The organism is Rhizobium leucaenae USDA 9039 (assembly GCF_000426285.1).
Lineage (GTDB): Bacteria > Pseudomonadota > Alphaproteobacteria > Rhizobiales > Rhizobiaceae > Rhizobium > Rhizobium leucaenae.
The window spans coordinates 395,628-412,493 of the sequence record NZ_AUFB01000004.1; the positions used below are offsets into that span (position 1 = coordinate 395,628).

The window sequence follows — 16,866 nt, forward strand, 5'->3', positions numbered from 1 at the left end:
CCATCATCTACCGCAGAACCGGCTCACCATGGAATCGGCGGCGAGACGGCTTTGAAACGCCGAAGCCGACTTCCATCATCAACCGCGGCTTTTGCATTGGCACGGTGCCCATGTGGAAACCGAAGGGATCTTCGACGAAACCGAAACCGGCTTTGCCGGTCAGCGTGGCGGCGCTTTCCTCTCCGTAAAATCCAAGAACCTCCTCCGCCGGATGGCCGACCAGAAGCGTCAATTGATGCTTCACCCGCCGCCGTCTGTGGCTGCCCTTGATGAAGACATGCGGCCCGGTGCCTTCATCCACATCGACCAGATTGAAGAAAAACTTCAGCATTCGCCAGTCATCGAGGTCAAAATGATATTTGAATGAGGCACGGCTTAGATCGGCCTCGGAGGCCGATTTTGTCGGAAAGCTCCACCAGATGCGCGTGGTGATCACCTGAGCCTGTCCGCCGAGATAATGTCGGGCGACGTCCCCAAGCAGCGGATCGCGCTGAACCGCCAGGACCGCGTCGCAATCGAGCGAACGCTCGTAAAAATGCCCGCTGAGAAGAGACCGGCCGAACCGCGCCTCCGCAGCCGCATGTTCGGGCGCCAGAAACTCGAGCTTCCGGTCGAAATTGCCGAAACAGCCGGTGGTCCGGGCAAATTCGGCAATGTCCCGGTGAATGCTCTCGGGCAGCATCAGACCGGCAAAAAGCCCATCCGTCTGCAGCGCATGGACGACACCATCGCACTCGATCCCTGAAAACATCGATGCGCCGGCCCCCGGACGCGCCACCTGCTGCCTAGTCGCGAACCAATGAAGGCGCCGAAACGGCATTGTTCGGGCCAGCAGAAACATCGGCAGCCAAGCCGGATTTTCCCGCACATCCGTCAAGTAAGTGGGTATGCGAACAGCCATTCGCTTCAGGCGACCGCCTCGTCGGGCGATGGACTCCAAATCATCTGCCGGAGGATTGTGCATAGGTATCCTTTCCGCCTGCGCATAAATCCATGCCAACAGGCCCAGGCTTGTTGAAAATAGTCCTTGTTTTGCGCCGTAAGACGCTTGCTGCACTGCGGCAAATAGAAGCCCGCCAACCATGGTCAAGAGCCTGAAGGGGCAGATTTCCGCTTGTTTGACGAAAATCCACGAGACAATCGCCTTCCGATTTTACAAGTATTTTCAAAGGCCCACGGGTGGTTGTCCAATATTGCCGATATGTTTCTGACGATGAATGAATGTACTGGTCATTCGCTCCGCCGACGCACTTCTGGCACAATTTATTTGCCATTGCTTAGGATAACATCGCTAGGAAGCATTTGCAGCGAACGAGTGACCGGCCGAGACTGAGGCAAAACCGGAACAGTTTTGTCAAAGCCAATCGCGCCGCCAATCTACAGTCACAATCCTGTTCCGATCATCGGCTAGAGCATCCCGCTTGCAGGTGGAATCACCAGAAAGCGCATAAGATGCTCTAGATTCAAAAGACTAGAGCGACCTTTGCGCGTTCAGATGAACGCGCGGCGCTCTAGACGAACGAGCAATTGCGAAAGAGGGCTCATATGACAGAGACAGATCCCGCGGAAGGTATAGTCGATTTTGACGCGGGCGAAGGCGAAGCAGCGACCGTGGAGATGAACGACTATACGAAAAGTCTCGCCCAGGCGAAGGCCAAGTCGGTCAAACTCGTCGACGCCATTACCGGCGCAACGCTCAAGAAGAAGGATGCGGTGCATTTCGATGACCTGCGCCCCTCGCTTGCGGAATTCGTACGCCATAGACATCCCGACATCCGCTCCGACGACTATATCAGCCGCAAGGCGATGGACGACTATCGCGCCCAATATATCGCCGAACTGCTGGTAGACGAGCGCGGCGAACTTTCGAACCTGGAAGACGAAGTCGTCGAAAGCCTGAAGACGCACGACACGCTCGCCGAGAACATCGAAGAGGATTACGAGGATCATCGCTCCATCGGCGACCGGATGGCGGATATGGTCGCCTCCTTTGGCGGCAGTTGGACCTTCATCATCTCGTTCTGCTTGTTCCTGACGGTGTGGATGGGCATCAACCTCGCCATGGGCGAAAACAAAGCCTTCGACGCCTATCCCTTCATCCTACTGAACCTGATCCTTTCGACGATTGCCGCCCTGCAGGCGCCGATCATCATGATGAGCCAGCGGCGACAGGAAGCAAAGGACCGGCTGCGCGCCCTTAACGACTACAAGGTCAACCTGAAGGCCGAACTGGAAATCCGCCATTTGCACGAAAAAGTCGACCATCTCCTCAATCGCCAATGGGAGCGGCTGACCGAAATCCAGCAGATCCAGATCGAGATGATGCTGGAACAAGCCAAGGCCGCCACGCGCGCCCTGAAGGTCAGCAAGGCATCGAAGGTGAAGACCAATGCCTTGAAGAACCTCTTCGGCAGCAAGCCCAAGGCCGAGGAGCCGGAGGATTCGGCGGAGTAGGGCGATCAGCTCGGCGGGTACCGCCCATCAAGCCTGCCTCTCGGCACATGCATGTGTACTCACGGGCCGCCGCCGTCACATCGGCCTTCTCTCGAACAGAAAATGCGCCTCGTTTCCTAAAGCTGCGGATGAACAGCCATTCGCGCTCCCGTGGGCGCATATAAGCCGGAAGCCCGCCGGCAGCATAGGCGAACCCCATCAGGACCGTATTTTTTGCTGTAAACGCAGGGAGCCTTGTCCGCGCTGCCCGGTAGCAACAAGGCACTTTCTGCGATCTCGGCTGCAGGTATTATCGATGACACACGTATAATGTTTTGCCCTGCGCTTGCGGCCGTGGCACCCCAAAATACGACGAGAAAACACACGAAAGTTCTCATGCTCCTCTCCATTATGTTAGAAACTGAACAATAAACTGTAAGTTGTTTATCGTCAATTTAACACTCTTAAGTTAGTCAGAAGGGATGAGGCCAGCACGCGACGAGGCTCTGCCGGATGCGATTTCGCAATGCGGCTTAAGGCGATAGCTCGGATGAGCTCGGAATTGTAGGGCCGGGAAGGACGAAAGACGACCTAATACCTACGCATTAGCCACCATAGTAAGGTTGACTCGCGGTTTGCGCGTCCTAAGCTTCAGTTTGGAACGATTACTGAGGTGTCGCCATGACCTACTTCGAGGAGACCAAAAGAATAGCATGCGAAAATGACGCCGGGCGCCGCATCGTCATTATCGAACAATTGAAATGGCCCAAATTCGCCTTCTCGGACCGACCGGGAGGCCCCGTCTTCGACTACATGACGGAAGACGGCCAGATCGCCAACAAGCTGGACGACGAGAACTTCCTTTTGCTCCTAACGGACGAAGTCTTCCATCGCGCCTAGCACACCCGCTTTCAGGTGAAATCGGCGACAAACGGAAAAATACGCCCGGAGTCAAAAACCGGAGCGACCTTAGTGCGTTCAAATGAACGGACGGCGCTCTGACGGAACAGGTCTGGCTCCAGAACAGAGCGGCAAGCCTCGCACATCCCCCATACAAGATACTCCTAATGCGCCATCGAAATCGGCGCAAACAGAGACGGGGATATAGTCATGGACTACGACTGGGACGGCGTGAAAACACGCCGCATGAGGATGCTGAAGCTCGGCATATCACTATTCATCTTCGCGATGACCTTGGTAGGGCCGACGATGTTTCTTTTACATTTTCGGTAGGGGCGGGCGTATCCGATTGGCTCTTGGCGAAAGCTGCCAACGCTTAGAAAAGCGGAGAATCAGCGTCCAGTGCCTATGGCGGAGAGGGTGGGATTTGAACCCACGATACCCTTGCAGGTATGCCGCATTTCGAGTGCGGTGCATTCGACCACTCTGCCACCTCTCCGGTTATGCTGGTCGGCGCGTTTTGCAGCGCGGGCGTTCTCATAGCGAGAGAAGGATGGGATGGCAAACTGGTGATTGATCGCTTCAAGTGTGGCCTTACTGCGCCGCTCCGACCAGATCTCTTACAGCGGCTGCGATACCGAGCACGGCGCCGAGCGGCACGCCGTCCGCCATTCTCAACCAGTCTTGATAACCCGTAGAGCTTCGACCCTTGACGAGAGCGGAGGCTGGTGAAGGCTTCGAAAAGGGGATGTCTCTGGTGAGTTCCAGGTGATCACCACGCTCGATAAGGCCGCCATCCCGAATCAACTGCTCACGTAGTTTTCGCACATTCGATGGCAAGCTCTCCGTGATCCTCGAATTGATTTTGGAGCCAGCCGTCAAAACGTAGGTGCCATCCTCGTAGCGTAGAAATGCCCGATCCTCGAGCCGCTTCGGCAGTGTGGAATAGAGGTCGATAATCAGGCTTTGCGCCTCGTCGTCGCGCTGTTCCACCTGTCCGGTCGGCGATGTGGAGGTTCTCTCCTTGACGGAGAAGAGATCATACCCCAGCGCCTCAAGCACGTAGATCATGTTGCCGAGGTAAGTTTGCATTGTGGCGATGTCGGCGCGCGGAAGGTTAGAGCCCGTCGGTGTGTTCAAATTTGCCACGACTACTTTGCCACTGTTCCCTCTAAGGATCGCCCAGAGCTTCAGCTCCAGCCATTTCACATGCGCACGGGTAAGGTTGTCGTCTTTGCTCGTGAATATCAAGAAAGTATCGAATTCGATGGGAAACTTGCCGCTCGTGTAGCGCTGTGAAAAATCATCACTCTCGCCAACGTAGATTTCCGGCAGGTCATCATCGGCACCGCTGCGAATGAGCAGGTAGACGCATGAACGGCTTAAAACCTCAGCCTCGAGTGCCTTCTTGAAGAATTCGGGCTGACCCGTAATGGCAACGCCGGTCCAGTTGTCAAGCTCGACGGTGCGCAAGCTTCGTGGATCCTGGCCAGTGATAAAAATTTTCACGACCCGACCAACCATTTCACCATAACTCATGAGTCGATCCATTCGATTGACGCCCAACGCGTCCATAGCACGCATCTATGCACGTATGTCAGAAGTATTGGTTTTTATTTTCAGCCTCAGCGTGCGAAAGCGGCTTCCCTATTTTCGCTGGCGTCCGTAATCTCTGCCTATGAGCAATGATGCCTTCCATCCTGAGGATCGTGCCCGGTCATTGATCGACAGGCAGCTGATCGACTGTGGGTGGTTGGTCCAGTCACGCTCGGAGATGAATCTCGGTGCCGGCCCAGGCGTTGCAGTGCGCGAGTTCCAAACTGCGTCTGGTCCAGTCGACTACGCCCTCTTTGTCGGCCGAAGGCTCTGCGGTGTTGTCGAAGCCAAGGCGGAAGGCACTACTCTCTCTGGCTTCTCCGATCAGGCGGCTCGCTACATCCACGATATGCCCGGCCATTTGGTCCGTGAGGATGGCCAGGTGCGTTTCGAATATGTCGCCTCTGGTAGCGCGACGCTGTTTCGTGATCATGCCGATCCGCAACCAGTCTCCCGCCACGTCTTCGCATTCCACCGCCCTGAGACGCTGGAGCTCCGGTTGCGCGAGCCGGCGACGCTGCGCGCCCGGCTACAGCAGATGCCGCCCCTAGTTGTAGACGATCTGCGCGGCTGTCAGATCGACGCAGTGATGAACCTCGAGCAGTCATTGGCCCAAAACCGTCCTCGCGCCTTAGTGCAGATGGCGACCGGTGCCGGCAAGACGTTCACGGCAGCGACCTTAAGCTATCGCCTGCTCGCTCATGCTGGCTTCAAACGCATCCTCTTCCTCGCAGATCGGGCAAACCTCGTCCGCCAGACACGCGATGAATATCTCGCCTATCGCCCTCCCGGCACTGGTCGTTCGTTTTCGGAGATCTATAACGTCCAGAAGCTCGGCAACGCTGGCATTGATAAGGATGCGCAGATCGTCGTAGCAACGATCCAGCGCGTCTATTCGGTGCTGACCGGTAAGGAGCTGGATGAGGATGACGAAGAGGCATCCGCCTTCGAGGCCATTGCGGGCGGGCAGGAGCGTTTCGTCAGCTACAATCCGTCGATTCCGATCGAGAGCTTCGATCTCGTCATCACTGACGAGTGCCATAGATCGATCTACGGGACTTGGCGCCAGGTGCTGGACTATTTCGACGCTTTCATCGTCGGCTTGACGGCAACGCCCTCGCTTCACACGCTCGGATTCTTCGGTCGCAATCTCGTAGCGCAATATCCCTACGAGCGATCCGTAGTGGATGGTGTCAACGTCGGTTTCGAGATCTTCCGCATCCGCACCGAGATCGGCGAACGCGGCTCCATCGTCAAGGCAGGCTATGATCTACCGGTCCGCGACAAGCGCACTCGCGCTGAGCGCTATGAAACGTTGACTGAAGACTTCGCCTATGCCGCCGATCAACTCGACCGCACGGTGGTGGTGCCGAACCAGATCCGCACCGTGCTGGAAACCTATCGCGATTCGCTCTTTACGGAGCTGTTCCCCGGCCGTCATGAAGTGCCAAAGACGTTGATCTTCGCCAAGGACGATCATCATGCCGAGGAGATCGTGACGATCGTCCGCGATGTCTTCGGCAAGGGCAACGATTTCGCCAAGAAGATCACCTACAAGGTCGACGGCGCAGATCCGGAGCAGTTGATCCGCACTTTCCGCAATGACTACAATCCGCGCATTGCCGTCACCGTAGACATGATCGCAACCGGCACCGATGTAAAACCACTTGAGGCGCTGATCTTCCTGCGCGACGTCAAGTCCGAGCTCTATTTCGAGCAGATGAAAGGTCGCGGCGCCCGGACTATCAGCCCGGAGAAGTTGCGCGAGGTGACGCCGGACGCCGAGGCGAAGACACGTTTCGTCCTGGTCGATGCCGTCGGAGTCTCGGAGAGCTTGAAGAGTATCTCCCAGCCGCTGGAACGCAACCGAGTCATCTCCTTTGACAAGCTGATCGACGAAATTGCAGCCGGCCGCCGCGACGACGACGCTTTTGCAACACTTGCAGCGCGGCTGGCTGCCCTCGACCGCCGCATCGGCGAAAAGGACCGCGCAGCCGTGGTCAAAGTGACGGGCGGACTGGACCTCAAGGATCTCGCCTCTCGCTTGCTTGACGCAATCGATCCTGATGTGCTGGCTACCCATGTGGCGAAAGAGGCCCCCGAGCCAGACCAAAAGCGTGCAAAGGATGCGGTCAAGGAACAGGCGGCTGCGCTGTTCGACGATCCGAAGCTTCGTGGACTGTTGAAGGATGTGAAGGCTGCAGCCGACATCCGCATTGACCAGGTCTCCACTGATGCTGTCGTCTCCTCTGGTTGGGACGAGCGCAAAGCGAGCGACACGGTGAATCGCTTTCAGAAATTTCTCGAGGAAAAACAAGACGAGTTGGTTGCCCTGCAGATCCTCTATCATCGTCCCTATGCTCACAAGCATTTGACCTATGAGACGGTGGACGAGATGCGCGATGCGTTGAAGCGCCCGCCCTGGCTACTGGAGCCGGTGGACATCTGGCGCGCCTATAAACGCCTCGCCTCCGAAAAAGTGCGAGGTAACCCGGCCGGCACGCTCGCCGATATCGTCATGCTGGTTCGTTATGCTATGGGAGAAGCCGAATCGCTGGAGCCGCTATCATCGCTGGTGGCCGGGCGATTCAACCTCTGGCTTGGCCGCGAAGAAAAGGCCGGGCGAACCTATAGTGACGAGCAGCGTGCCTGGCTCCTGGCAATCCGTGATCATCTGGCGGTCAATATCGAAATCCGTCCCGAAGACATCACGGACGCACCGGAATTTGCCGGGCGCGGCGGCATGATAAAAGCGCGCGGCCTGTTCGGCGCGCGCTTGCCGGCCCTGCTCGATGAACTAACGGAAGTCTTGGTGGCGTAATGGACATGACGGTGGCTCCTTCGGAGCGGGAAGACGGCTTGGACGATGAGCCCTGGGAACTGCCGGCAGGCTGGTGCTGGACTCCTCTCCGAGCAGTGACGTCATTCATCGGTCGCGGCCGCGGCCCAAAGTATGTCGAAGACGGAGGCGTCCCGGTCGTCAATCAGAAGTGCATCCGTTGGCATAGCTTGGAAACTAGGCATCTTCGTTTGACCGCTCGGGATGCATTCGACCGCCTCACCCCGGAACTCCAACTTCAGCCGGGCGATCTGCTCTGGAATTCGACCGGCACCGGAACGATTGGTCGCGCCGTTGTCTACGACGGTTCCATCGGAGAGCTTACGGTTGATTCGCACGTAACCATCGTCCGACCAGTCGCGATCGAACCCAGGTATCTGGGTTACTTCGTTGAAACCGGTAGGGTCCAGCATTTGGTGGACGCGGGGCACGTTGGTTCGACTAATCAACGCGAACTTCCGCGTGCCTTCGTGGAAGAGCTTCGAATCCCGCTGGCACCGCTTCCCGAACAACGCCGCATCGTCGAACGCATCGATGCCCTGTTCGCCGAGATCGCCGAGGGCAAAGCAGCGCTGGAAGAGGCGCGCAAAGGGCTGGAGACCTTCCGTCGATCCCTGTTGAAGGCCGCCGTCACTGGCGAACTCACCCGCGACTGGCGCGAAACCAACAAGCCCACCGAGACCGGCCACGACCTGATCGCCCGCATCAGGGCTGAGCGCGCGGTAAACACGCCCGATAGGCGAGACAAGCGAGCGTGGGCGGGCGAGTCGATAGACACCTCAGAGTTGTCGCATCTGCCTAAGGGATGGGCTTGGGCACGTCTCGATGAAATCGTCGTGTCTGGACCAACAAATGGCTATTCGCCGAAGACGAGTTCAGATGGGTCTGGAACTCTTTCGCTCAAACTGACAGCCACAACTCGAGGCGAGATTGATCTGTCCGACCGAGCCACGAAGACGTTGTCCGAAACGATTGAACAGGGATCTGATCTCTATCTAGTGCCGGGTGACCTGCTTTTTCAGCGCGGCAACACAATCGAATATGTGGGCATAGCGGCAATATACGATGGGCCGGAGTCTACTTACGTCTACCCCGACCTGATGATCCGCGTCCGAACCAGCCACCGGTGGTTAGCGGAGTGGATATGGCGAGTGGCCAACTCCCCAATGGGTCGGAAGTTCATGATGGACAGCGCGACTGGAACTGCCGGGACCATGCCAAAAATAAGCGGCGCGATATTGCGCAGATTGCCGATCCCGATCCCTCCGGCCTCGGAGATAGGCGAAATCCTCCGCCGAGTATCTGAAGGCCTGGCAGCATGTTCAGACGGCGTAACACTGTTTGAAGTCCAAACCACCGACGCCGTCCGTCTCCGCCAGGCCATCCTCAAATCTGCCTTCGAAGGCACGCTCGTGCCTCAGGATTCGCACGACGAGCCTGCCTCGGCGCTACTCACGAATATATCCGCTCGCACCGTCAATCCATCCAAGCGCCATCGTGCACCGGCGAAAAAAACGAGGGGGAGAAGCAGCACATGACACGCCACACGATTGAGGCCGGTGAGAAACCGATCCTTGATATATTCTGCGACAAATATCTGTTTCGAATCCCATCCTATCAACGGCCTTACGCCTGGACTACTGAAGAAGCCAGCGAATTGCTGGACGACATCCAGACAGCTTGCGGCACTACTGGCAACGTTGCCGACGCAAGCCCCTATTTCCTAGGGAGCGTGGTCTTGATCAAAGATCCGCAGAAGCCGGAAGCAGACGTAGTCGATGGCCAGCAGAGATTGACGACCCTGGCGATCTTACTGAGTGTGCTGCGGGACTTGGCAGAGCCAAAGATCGCCAGCGCGATCCATGGCTACATTTGCCAAACCGGCGACCCGATCAAAGGGACCGAAGACGTCTTTAGGCTGACAACTCGTGAGCGTGACGCAAGCTTTTTTAGAACCGCAATCCAGGCTCAGGGAGCGACTGCCACCTTGCCCGACATGCGCCAGTTGAAGGACGCACGTGCAAGGATGGTAGAAAACGCTGCCTTCCTGCGCGATCGGCTGAAGGATCACTCTGAGGAACAATGCCGGCGGCTAACAATGTTTATCGCGCAGCGTTGCTATCTCGTCCTTGTCGCAGCCTCGGATCAGGACTCCGCTTTCCGCATCTTCTCCGTGATGAACTCCAGGGGCCTGGACCTCTCACCGGCGGATGTCTTGAAGGCAGAGATCATCGGCGCGCTCCCTGCTGATAAGCAGGAGGAATACACCGAAAAATGGGAGGACATGGAAGACGAACTCGGTCGCGCCCGTTTCGCTGAGTTGTTCGGCCATATCCGCATGATTCATCGCAAGCAGAAGATGCAAGGAACACTCATCGCAGAGTTCAGAGAGTTTGTGCCAACGCGGAAGGCCCCGGCAAACTTCATCGACAGTGAGCTGTCCCCCTATGCTAGCGCCTACGAGGAAATCACGGATCGGAGCTTCTCGAGCTTCAAAAACGCGGACGCGATTAATCGACAGCTCACCCACCTTTCGCGCCTTGATAATTTTGACTGGCAGCCACCGGCAATTGAAGTCATTGCCCGCTATCGCGACGACCCTGATTTCATCCTCCAGTTCTTGTCGGACCTTGAACGGCTCGCCTACGGTATGTTCCTAATGCGCCGGGATCCCTCCGAACGCATACGGCGATACGGCAAGCTGCTGGCATCAATACAGGCAAAGGACGATCTTTTCGCAGAGGGTTCTACTCTTCAGCTCGACGACCATGAAAAGCTTGAAGTGCGTAAATCCCTCGGAGCGGATATATACACTGTGACACGCATAAGACTTCCGCTTCTGCTGCGGCTTGACGAGCTACTGTCTGGCGGTAGTGCAGTCTACAATACGCCGGTTGTCAGTGTAGAGCATGTGCTGCCACAGAATCCGCCGGCAGCTAGCCAATGGTCGATTGACTTTCCAACTGAAACTGACAGACAGCAGTGGGTCCACAAACTTGCCAATCTGGTATTGTTGACCAGACGGAAGAACTCTCAGGCAAGCAATTATGAATTCACCGACAAGAAGTCGAAATACTTCTCGACAAAAGCAGGTGTGGCGAACTTCGCGCTGACCAGCAAAGTCCTTGCAGAGACAACTTGGAACATCGACACGATGCAAAAGCGTCAGGCCGAGTTGATTGGAGCTATCGAGAAGCTCTGGCGGTTAGCTTAAGGACGCATGATGAATTCCCAAACCCTCGTCGCCAAGGTCTGGAATTTCGCGCATGTGCTGCGCGACCAGGGCGTTTCCTATCAAGCTTATATAAGTCAGATCTCCTACCTGCTCTTCCTCAAGATGGATGACGAGCGGGTGACGCAGATCGGCGAGGCTTCCATGCTGCTGAACGGCGCCTGTTGGTCAGATATCCGAGATCTCTCCGGCGAGGCGCTGAGCATCGCCTACGGCAGACTCTTGGAGGTTCTATCGAAGCAGGGCGGCATCATCGGCGCGATCTTCCTGAAAGCTCAGAACGAGATCCAGGATCCGGCCAAGCTGAAGCGCCTCGTCGGCCTAATCGACAGCGAGACCTGGCTCGGCCTGCCGGTCGATGTAAAGGGCGACATCTACGAAGGGCTGCTGGCGCGTAACGCCGAGGATGTCAAATCCGGGGCCGGCCAATACTTCACCCCGCGCCCGGTGATCGACGCCATGGTCGAGGTGGTGGACCCCGAGCCACACCAAACCGTGCATGACCCGGCCTGCGGAACCGCCGGCTTCCTGCTCGCCGCATGGGAGCACATGAAAAGGCATCCCAAGGCCCGCGACCGCGCCGTCTATTCGGCGCTGAAAAACAAGTTTTCCGGTGCGGACATCGTGCCGGAGGTCGTGCGTCTTGCGGCCATGAACCTCTATCTGCACGGCATCACCGGTGTAGAATCGATCGTCGAGGCCAAGGACGCGCTACTCGGCACCGGCGGCAAGACTTATGACGTCGTGCTTGCCAACCCTCCCTTTGGCAAGAAGCAGAGCTACCGGGTGATCCGCGATGACGGCGAGATCGACACCGAGCGCGAGGACTATGATCGCCAGGACTTCTTCGTCACCACCTCGAACAAACAGCTAAACTTCCTGCAGCATATCATGACCGTGCTCGCGCCGGACGGTGAGGCCGGCGTTGTCTTGCCCGATAACGTGCTATTCGAAGGTGGGGCCGGCGAGACGATCCGCAGGCGCCTGCTGCAGAACTTCGACTTCCACACTTTGCTACGTCTGCCGACTGGCATCTTCTACAAGCAGGGCGTCAAGGCGAATGTGCTCTTCTTCGACAAGAAACCACCGTCCGAAGTCGCGGCGACCAAGGATCTCTGGATCTATGATCTGAGGACCAACAAGCGCTTCACCCTGAAGGAGCGCCCGATGACCCGTGCCGATCTCGACGACTTCGTCGCCTGCTATAGGTCCGGTCGTCGGCACGAGCGGGAGGAGAGCGAACGCTTCAAGCGCTACCCACTCGAAGCCCTCCTCGCCCGCGACAAAGTCAACCTCGACCTCTTCTGGCTGAAGGACGAGAGCTTCGACGACCCCGACCTGTTGCCGCCTCCGGATGAGGTCGCCGCCGAAGTCATTGCGAGCCTGGAACTCGCGCTCGACAAGTTCCGCGGCGTCGCAAACACTCTGAGTGCCTCGGGTGCCTGATTGAGCGCGCCGATGTCCGACCTGAATGACATCGCTCTCCTTGGGATCGATGTAGGCTTTTCGAAATCGAGGCCGACGACGGGCATCGCTTGGAGCAAAAACGGCGAGTTTGGATCCGCGAGGACTTACTCGGACTGGGAGCGTCGTAGCCGACACGTCCCGGCAACGACCGCCTTTTCAGTCATAGCCATTGACGGGCCGCTCGTCCCTATCGGCGCAGATGACAGTTTGAACCGCTTGTGCGAGCGCCTGTTCATTCGCGGAGCATTTCGGACCCGGTGCAAACCAGGCTTAAGCAATCACGGATACGGAAGGGATCTGCGCCGAGCCGCGTCACAAACCGCCGAGCACGTTCTACATCTGGCGAGTCCAAATAAGGTGATCAAGAAGGCTATTCGACCCGGCACCGCTATCATCGAAGCTTTCCCGAACGCCTTCCTTGGGGTTCTTCTGCCGGAAGACCGCTTCGCTCTGCCAGCAGCTCAAAAACGGAAGAAATTCGACTGGCTCTATGATCATGCTGTCGACAGCGGCGTTCTCGACTCCCTTTTGCAGACTCTCGGTTGGCGAAATCAGGCGCTGCTCGATGCAGTGTTGGCCGAGAAGGATCACGAGAAGCGAGCAGCGTGGATTTGCCTATTAACCGCAGCCTGCGCGGCGGCCAGTAAATCCGAGGTTGTTGGTGACGATGTGGGAGGCTGGTTCTGGCTACCCCCGTCAGACTTATGGGCAGCTTGGGCGCGGGGAGCGCTGGAGAGGAGCAGTTTGGCCGTTGTTTAGCTTCCTTTGACTCGAGGAAGCTCACTGGCTGGCACGACGCTCCTGGGCGTTGTTTCACAGCTCTCGACGTGCCAAACGCGCCAGCGAGTCTCTTTGTTCGATTGCGTCTAGCGCCGATCAGTTCGTCGCCAAAACGTCACATCCTCGAATCAAAGTTGCCGCTTCCGCTCGAAATATAGAGCTGCGACCATCTGCGAAAATTACGAGACTGAGATCGTCCAGCTGGCCGCCGGGGGTCGCAATTATCTTCATCGGAAACCCTTGAAGCCAGGTGCGCGCTATTTCCTGACCCCGACCAGTTACATCGACGCTGATCTTTAAGAGATGCGTCACCCGAGAGGCTAGCAAAGGAACGGATAAATCTGGGAAAGATCCTGTTTGCGACGTCAGCTTCGCATTCACCTCGACGTCGCGATCGCTTGTAACCGATGGCCAAGGATCAAGATCGTCGGCGGTATCAATGGTCAGGATCTGCCGGCCGTTTTCATAGCAGGTCAACCAAACGCGTGGCCGGCGCATGAAATCACGATCTTTGAGATTCTTGTCGGTCAGCTCTGCTCTCAGCGTCACATTCAATCCGTCGATCTTTGTCTCAACGGTATCTTCGTTAAGGAACAGATGAACCGAAGCTTCTTCTGCATGAGCGGTAGCCAGGCCGCTCGAGGCGAGGAGCACGGCGGCGAGAACCCTGACGAATTTCATATGGCATTCCGAGGTTTTCATGCCGACAAAAGGGAACCTTTATCCCATAGCTTAGCCGAGAAATGCCTTATCGCCTTAAACCGTTGTTTCCCTTCATGTGGCTGCCGCGGTTCACGCATAACCCCACGCCGGACAAAAAGGTTCCTTTAAGTCAATGGGTTACCGGGTATGATAGCCGGAAACCTAAGTGGGATTTCGGCTCAAAAATGCGCAAAATTGGCTATGCCCGAGTGTCGACAAATGAGCAGCATCTCGATCTCCAACTCGCGGCGCTGAAGGCGATCGCCTGTGACCATATTTTCACAGACCAGGGGATTTCCGGTTCGACATTTGATCGGCGTGGCCTGGTCGACGCCTTATCCAGTGTTGGCGAAGGAGACATGCTTGTGGTGTGGCGGCTCGATCGGTTGGGTCGATCGCTGATCGACCTCATCCGCGTCATCAACGACCTCGGAAATCGAGGCGTTGAGTTCCGGTCACTCAACGAGGCGATAGATACATCTACCTCCGGCGGACGCCTGACATTCCACATCATGGCCGCGATGGCGGAGTTCGAGCGCTCGATCATTAGCGAGCGCACGAAGGCGGGCATGGCCGCCGCCAGATCAAGAGGGAGCTTGATCGGCCGGCGACCAGCGCTCACGCCGGAGCAGATACTCGAAGCACGAGAAGCCTTCATGATCGACAAGGCTTCAATCGACGATCTCGCGGAGCGCTACAAGGTTCATCCCCGCACTCTCGCGCGAGGGATGAAGCAAGGTATTTTACTCGCCAACGATCCCGGTCTGTGACGACGTAGCCGGCAGCGACCATCGCTTTGAAATCGCCTTGACGCGGACCTTGGGCTTCTTCGGTTCCGGAACATGATTGGGAATCTTTCCCAGCATTTCCAGGAAGTCCAACTCCTTCTGACGATACTTCTCGGCCATCGCCCTGACCCTTTCCCTCAATTCTGCGCTGATCACCATATTCCTCCTCAGAACATTCCCCATTCGACATCATCGACGCCGACGGTTTCGCTTGAGGTGTCGACATTGGCACCATTCGCCCTCAGCAAAAGCCGCTCACGAGCCTTCCGTTCTGCGGCCAACCTCCGCCGGTGGACAGCCTTCTCCTCGTCCGACATCGAAGAAAGATCAGTCCAGGTGCGGACAGTGGTTTCATCTACTCCGCGCTTCTTGCGTGCCCTGTCGCGATGGAGGCGACGTTCACGGCTCTCATGAGTTTCGCCGCGGATCCACGGCACATGGTCGTGAAAGGTGTAGGGCCGCACAGTCTCGCCTTCGGCTTCCTTCTTCAAGCGATAGATCCTGCGGGATTCCTCGCGCCAGGCGCGCACGATCGGGTGAGGATTGTCACGCTGAAACTTGGCCAAGCGATTCCGCCAATCATCAATGGCGCGCCGCCGTGCCGAACCTTCCTGGAGGTCGCACACCGTCTTCTGAGAAGCTGAAGCAGTCCCTCCTGAACCGGAGGTATCATCATTTTCGATTGAGAGCATTTCCGTTCTCCTATTGCTTACTGCTTATTTATAGCGAAGCCCGGAGCCGGAGCGCACATTTCCATCCTGTCACGCTTTGTGCGGTTTCTCTCTATTATAATAATATTCTTATGTCTTGATATAATAGAGAGAAACCGCACAAAGCGTGACCTCTCCGGCTAACGAAAGACCGGGTCTCCTCCGGATAAAACGAGCGATCGTGAATGCGAAACAAGTAAATTGAGAAAACCGTAGCGGGCGACCGCGGGAACTAATCCACAAGCAGGCTTCCCGGCTCGAGGGTCGTAGCTGACGTCGCCCGTGAGAACGGGAGTGAATTACACGTCATCATCAAAAAGCGACTGGGTGAACGGTTACGTTAACTCCACGGCATGGAAGGATCCGTCCTCGGACATTGGTGGACGCAAAACCCATCCCCATCGAGCTCGTTGACGGCGTCTAGGACTTCGTGCTCCGGCAAAGAAGAGACCGTTGACGAGTAATCGCACACAAGCGGCACAGGAGGTTTCTGGCGACCAGGAGCAAATGAACAATACGGACGCGCCGAAATCCACAACGTCCGTCCGGCGCAGCTAGTCGAGAAACATGGCGACGACCCCCTCTCTGTTGTCGGATCCCACTCCCGGCTGTTCGGCTTATCTCGAACCGAGACTACGACAAGCACACGAAAGCGCCATCACGCCGGAAATGTTTTCGACGCTACCACGCAAGGCATCCGTCGCCGGGTAAGCGCTGCTGCCATGCTCCGATCCCTCATTCATGCAGCGAAGCTTAGCAGCGACGATACGCGACACCGAAGTTCCTCCCACCCAGAGAACATTAGAGCTCCCTGAAGTTGACACCTGTGCAAAAATGATAAAAAGGGGCAAAAAGTGTCAACCAAACGTAAAGTTGCGTCAACTTAGCGTCACGAAATGGGTGAATTCCGGCTCGATATTGACCCGGAAGTTGATGTTTTGGCGGGCTTCCGGACCTGGAAGTTGGCATTTCTAAACATCTCTGGGTTGGGTTGACAACTTTTGGCAACGTCTCCGGACGTGTGCTGTCGCTGGCGACGCCTCCGCCAAAAGCGATTGACGACGTCGTGTGCTGAGAGGTGCGTGTATCGTAAGCGCGATTTTCCCCGCACCTTCTGCAATTGAGTGAGCTTTGGCATGAGGTGTCCACCAAAATAGGTGGACACCAAGTGATGGAAGAAGGTCAAAAACTTGCCGTGCGGCTGGTCGGTAGGAATGGGAGACGCCGTTTCGATCAAAGTTCGAAAGACCGCCTTATTGCGGCCTGCCTTGAACCTGGCGCATCGGTATCGAAACTCGCGCGCGATCACGGGGTGAACGCGAACCTCGTTTGGAAATGGATACGGAAACATACCCAGCCCCTTGCGTCGCCGCCGTCTTCGACATCGTCTTTTATTCCGGTGCAAATCACCGCGGCCAG

Annotated in this window: 14 protein-coding genes and 1 tRNA gene; 9 read left to right on the forward strand and 6 right to left on the reverse strand. The window is 56.8% G+C overall.

The window, feature by feature from the left end; all coding sequences use genetic code 11:
• Window positions 1-7: 7 nt before the first annotated feature.
• Window positions 8-964: a phytanoyl-CoA dioxygenase family protein gene (locus K290_RS0108900; RefSeq protein WP_028751594.1), complete on the reverse strand. Its 957-nt coding sequence runs from the start codon at window positions 962-964 to the stop codon at window positions 8-10.
• A 581-nt stretch (window positions 965-1,545) separates the two neighbouring features.
• On the opposite strand from K290_RS0108900, the gene K290_RS0108905 reads away from it, so the two are divergent.
• Complete coding sequence (locus K290_RS0108905; protein ID WP_028751595.1) at window positions 1,546-2,454, forward strand: DUF1003 domain-containing protein; 909 nt, start codon at window positions 1,546-1,548, stop codon at window positions 2,452-2,454.
• Window positions 2,455-3,114: 660 nt separating this feature from the next.
• Window positions 3,115-3,333, forward strand: coding sequence for a hypothetical protein (locus K290_RS0108910; protein WP_028751596.1), 219 nt, complete (start codon window positions 3,115-3,117; stop codon window positions 3,331-3,333).
• Between the two features lie 409 nt (window positions 3,334-3,742).
• Here K290_RS0108910 and K290_RS0108920 read toward each other — a convergent pair.
• Window positions 3,743-3,832 (reverse strand) — tRNA-Ser (locus K290_RS0108920).
• A gap of 95 nt (window positions 3,833-3,927) precedes the next feature.
• Window positions 3,928-4,872, reverse strand: a complete 945-nt coding sequence (locus K290_RS0108925; protein WP_028751597.1) for a DUF4357 domain-containing protein — start codon at window positions 4,870-4,872, stop codon at window positions 3,928-3,930.
• A 181-nt stretch (window positions 4,873-5,053) separates the two neighbouring features.
• Between K290_RS0108925 and K290_RS0108930 the strand changes: the two genes are divergently transcribed.
• Genes K290_RS0108930 through K290_RS0108950 form a run of 5 tightly spaced genes read left to right on the forward strand, consistent with a single transcriptional unit; the run spans window position 5,054 to window position 13,226 of the window.
• On the forward strand, window positions 5,054-7,750 hold the full coding sequence (locus K290_RS0108930; RefSeq protein WP_245276504.1) for a type I restriction endonuclease subunit R: 2,697 nt from the start codon (window positions 5,054-5,056) through the stop codon (window positions 7,748-7,750).
• A complete protein-coding gene (locus tag K290_RS35835) occupies window positions 7,750-9,306 on the forward strand; it encodes a restriction endonuclease subunit S (protein WP_051263963.1) in 1,557 nt (518 codons plus the stop codon). The genes K290_RS0108930 and K290_RS35835 overlap by 1 nt, the downstream gene beginning before the upstream one ends.
• Window positions 9,303-10,982, forward strand: a complete 1,680-nt coding sequence (locus tag K290_RS0108940; protein WP_028751599.1) for a DUF262 domain-containing protein — start codon at window positions 9,303-9,305, stop codon at window positions 10,980-10,982. Before K290_RS35835 ends, K290_RS0108940 begins: the two co-directional genes overlap by 4 nt.
• Window positions 10,983-10,991: 9 nt before the next feature.
• Entirely contained in the window at window positions 10,992-12,446 is a 1,455-nt protein-coding gene (locus tag K290_RS0108945; protein WP_037135154.1) for a class I SAM-dependent DNA methyltransferase, read from the forward strand.
• A gap of 12 nt (window positions 12,447-12,458) precedes the next feature.
• A complete protein-coding gene (locus K290_RS0108950; RefSeq protein WP_037135130.1) occupies window positions 12,459-13,226 on the forward strand; it encodes a DUF429 domain-containing protein in 768 nt (255 codons plus the stop codon).
• A 117-nt stretch (window positions 13,227-13,343) separates the two neighbouring features.
• Here K290_RS0108950 and K290_RS0108955 read toward each other — a convergent pair whose 3' ends face one another.
• Entirely contained in the window at window positions 13,344-13,928 is a 585-nt protein-coding gene (locus tag K290_RS0108955; protein ID WP_154668570.1) for a hypothetical protein, read from the reverse strand.
• Between the two features lie 206 nt (window positions 13,929-14,134).
• Between K290_RS0108955 and K290_RS0108960 the strand changes: the two genes are divergently transcribed.
• Entirely contained in the window at window positions 14,135-14,719 is a 585-nt protein-coding gene (locus tag K290_RS0108960; protein WP_028751603.1) for a recombinase family protein, read from the forward strand.
• Here K290_RS0108960 and K290_RS0108965 read toward each other — a convergent pair.
• Window positions 14,693-14,893 carry a hypothetical protein gene (locus tag K290_RS0108965; RefSeq protein ID WP_154668571.1) on the reverse strand — a complete coding sequence of 67 codons (201 nt, stop codon included), beginning with the start codon at window positions 14,891-14,893 and terminating at the stop codon, window positions 14,693-14,695. The genes K290_RS0108960 and K290_RS0108965 overlap by 27 nt on opposite strands.
• 11 nt (window positions 14,894-14,904) lie before the next feature.
• Window positions 14,905-15,303 carry a hypothetical protein gene (locus K290_RS0108970; RefSeq protein WP_154668572.1) on the reverse strand — a complete coding sequence of 133 codons (399 nt, stop codon included), beginning with the start codon at window positions 15,301-15,303 and terminating at the stop codon, window positions 14,905-14,907.
• Window positions 15,304-16,615: 1,312 nt separating this feature from the next.
• Here K290_RS0108970 and tnpA point away from each other — a divergent pair.
• On the forward strand, window positions 16,616-16,866 hold a 251-nt coding region (gene tnpA / locus K290_RS36150; protein WP_161631239.1), incomplete at its 3' end, for an IS66-like element accessory protein TnpA.

Excerpts from the sequence above, each read along its gene's own strand:
- K290_RS35835 (WP_051263963.1), top strand. The coding sequence starts at position 7,750 with ATGGACATGACGGTGGCTCCTTCGGAGCGGGAAGACGGCTTGGACGAT.
- K290_RS0108945 (WP_037135154.1), top strand. The coding sequence starts at position 10,992 with ATGAATTCCCAAACCCTCGTCGCCAAGGTCTGGAATTTCGCGCATGTG.
- K290_RS0108900 (WP_028751594.1), bottom strand. The coding sequence starts at position 964 with ATGCACAATCCTCCGGCAGATGATTTGGAGTCCATCGCCCGACGAGGC.
- K290_RS0108940 (WP_028751599.1), top strand. The coding sequence starts at position 9,303 with ATGACACGCCACACGATTGAGGCCGGTGAGAAACCGATCCTTGATATA.
- K290_RS0108925 (WP_028751597.1), bottom strand. The coding sequence starts at position 4,872 with ATGAGTTATGGTGAAATGGTTGGTCGGGTCGTGAAAATTTTTATCACT.
- K290_RS0108960 (WP_028751603.1), top strand. The coding sequence starts at position 14,135 with ATGCGCAAAATTGGCTATGCCCGAGTGTCGACAAATGAGCAGCATCTC.
- K290_RS0108955 (WP_154668570.1), bottom strand. The coding sequence starts at position 13,928 with ATGAAATTCGTCAGGGTTCTCGCCGCCGTGCTCCTCGCCTCGAGCGGC.
- K290_RS0108950 (WP_037135130.1), top strand. The coding sequence starts at position 12,459 with ATGTCCGACCTGAATGACATCGCTCTCCTTGGGATCGATGTAGGCTTT.
- K290_RS0108910 (WP_028751596.1), top strand. The coding sequence starts at position 3,115 with ATGACCTACTTCGAGGAGACCAAAAGAATAGCATGCGAAAATGACGCC.
- K290_RS0108905 (WP_028751595.1), top strand. The coding sequence starts at position 1,546 with ATGACAGAGACAGATCCCGCGGAAGGTATAGTCGATTTTGACGCGGGC.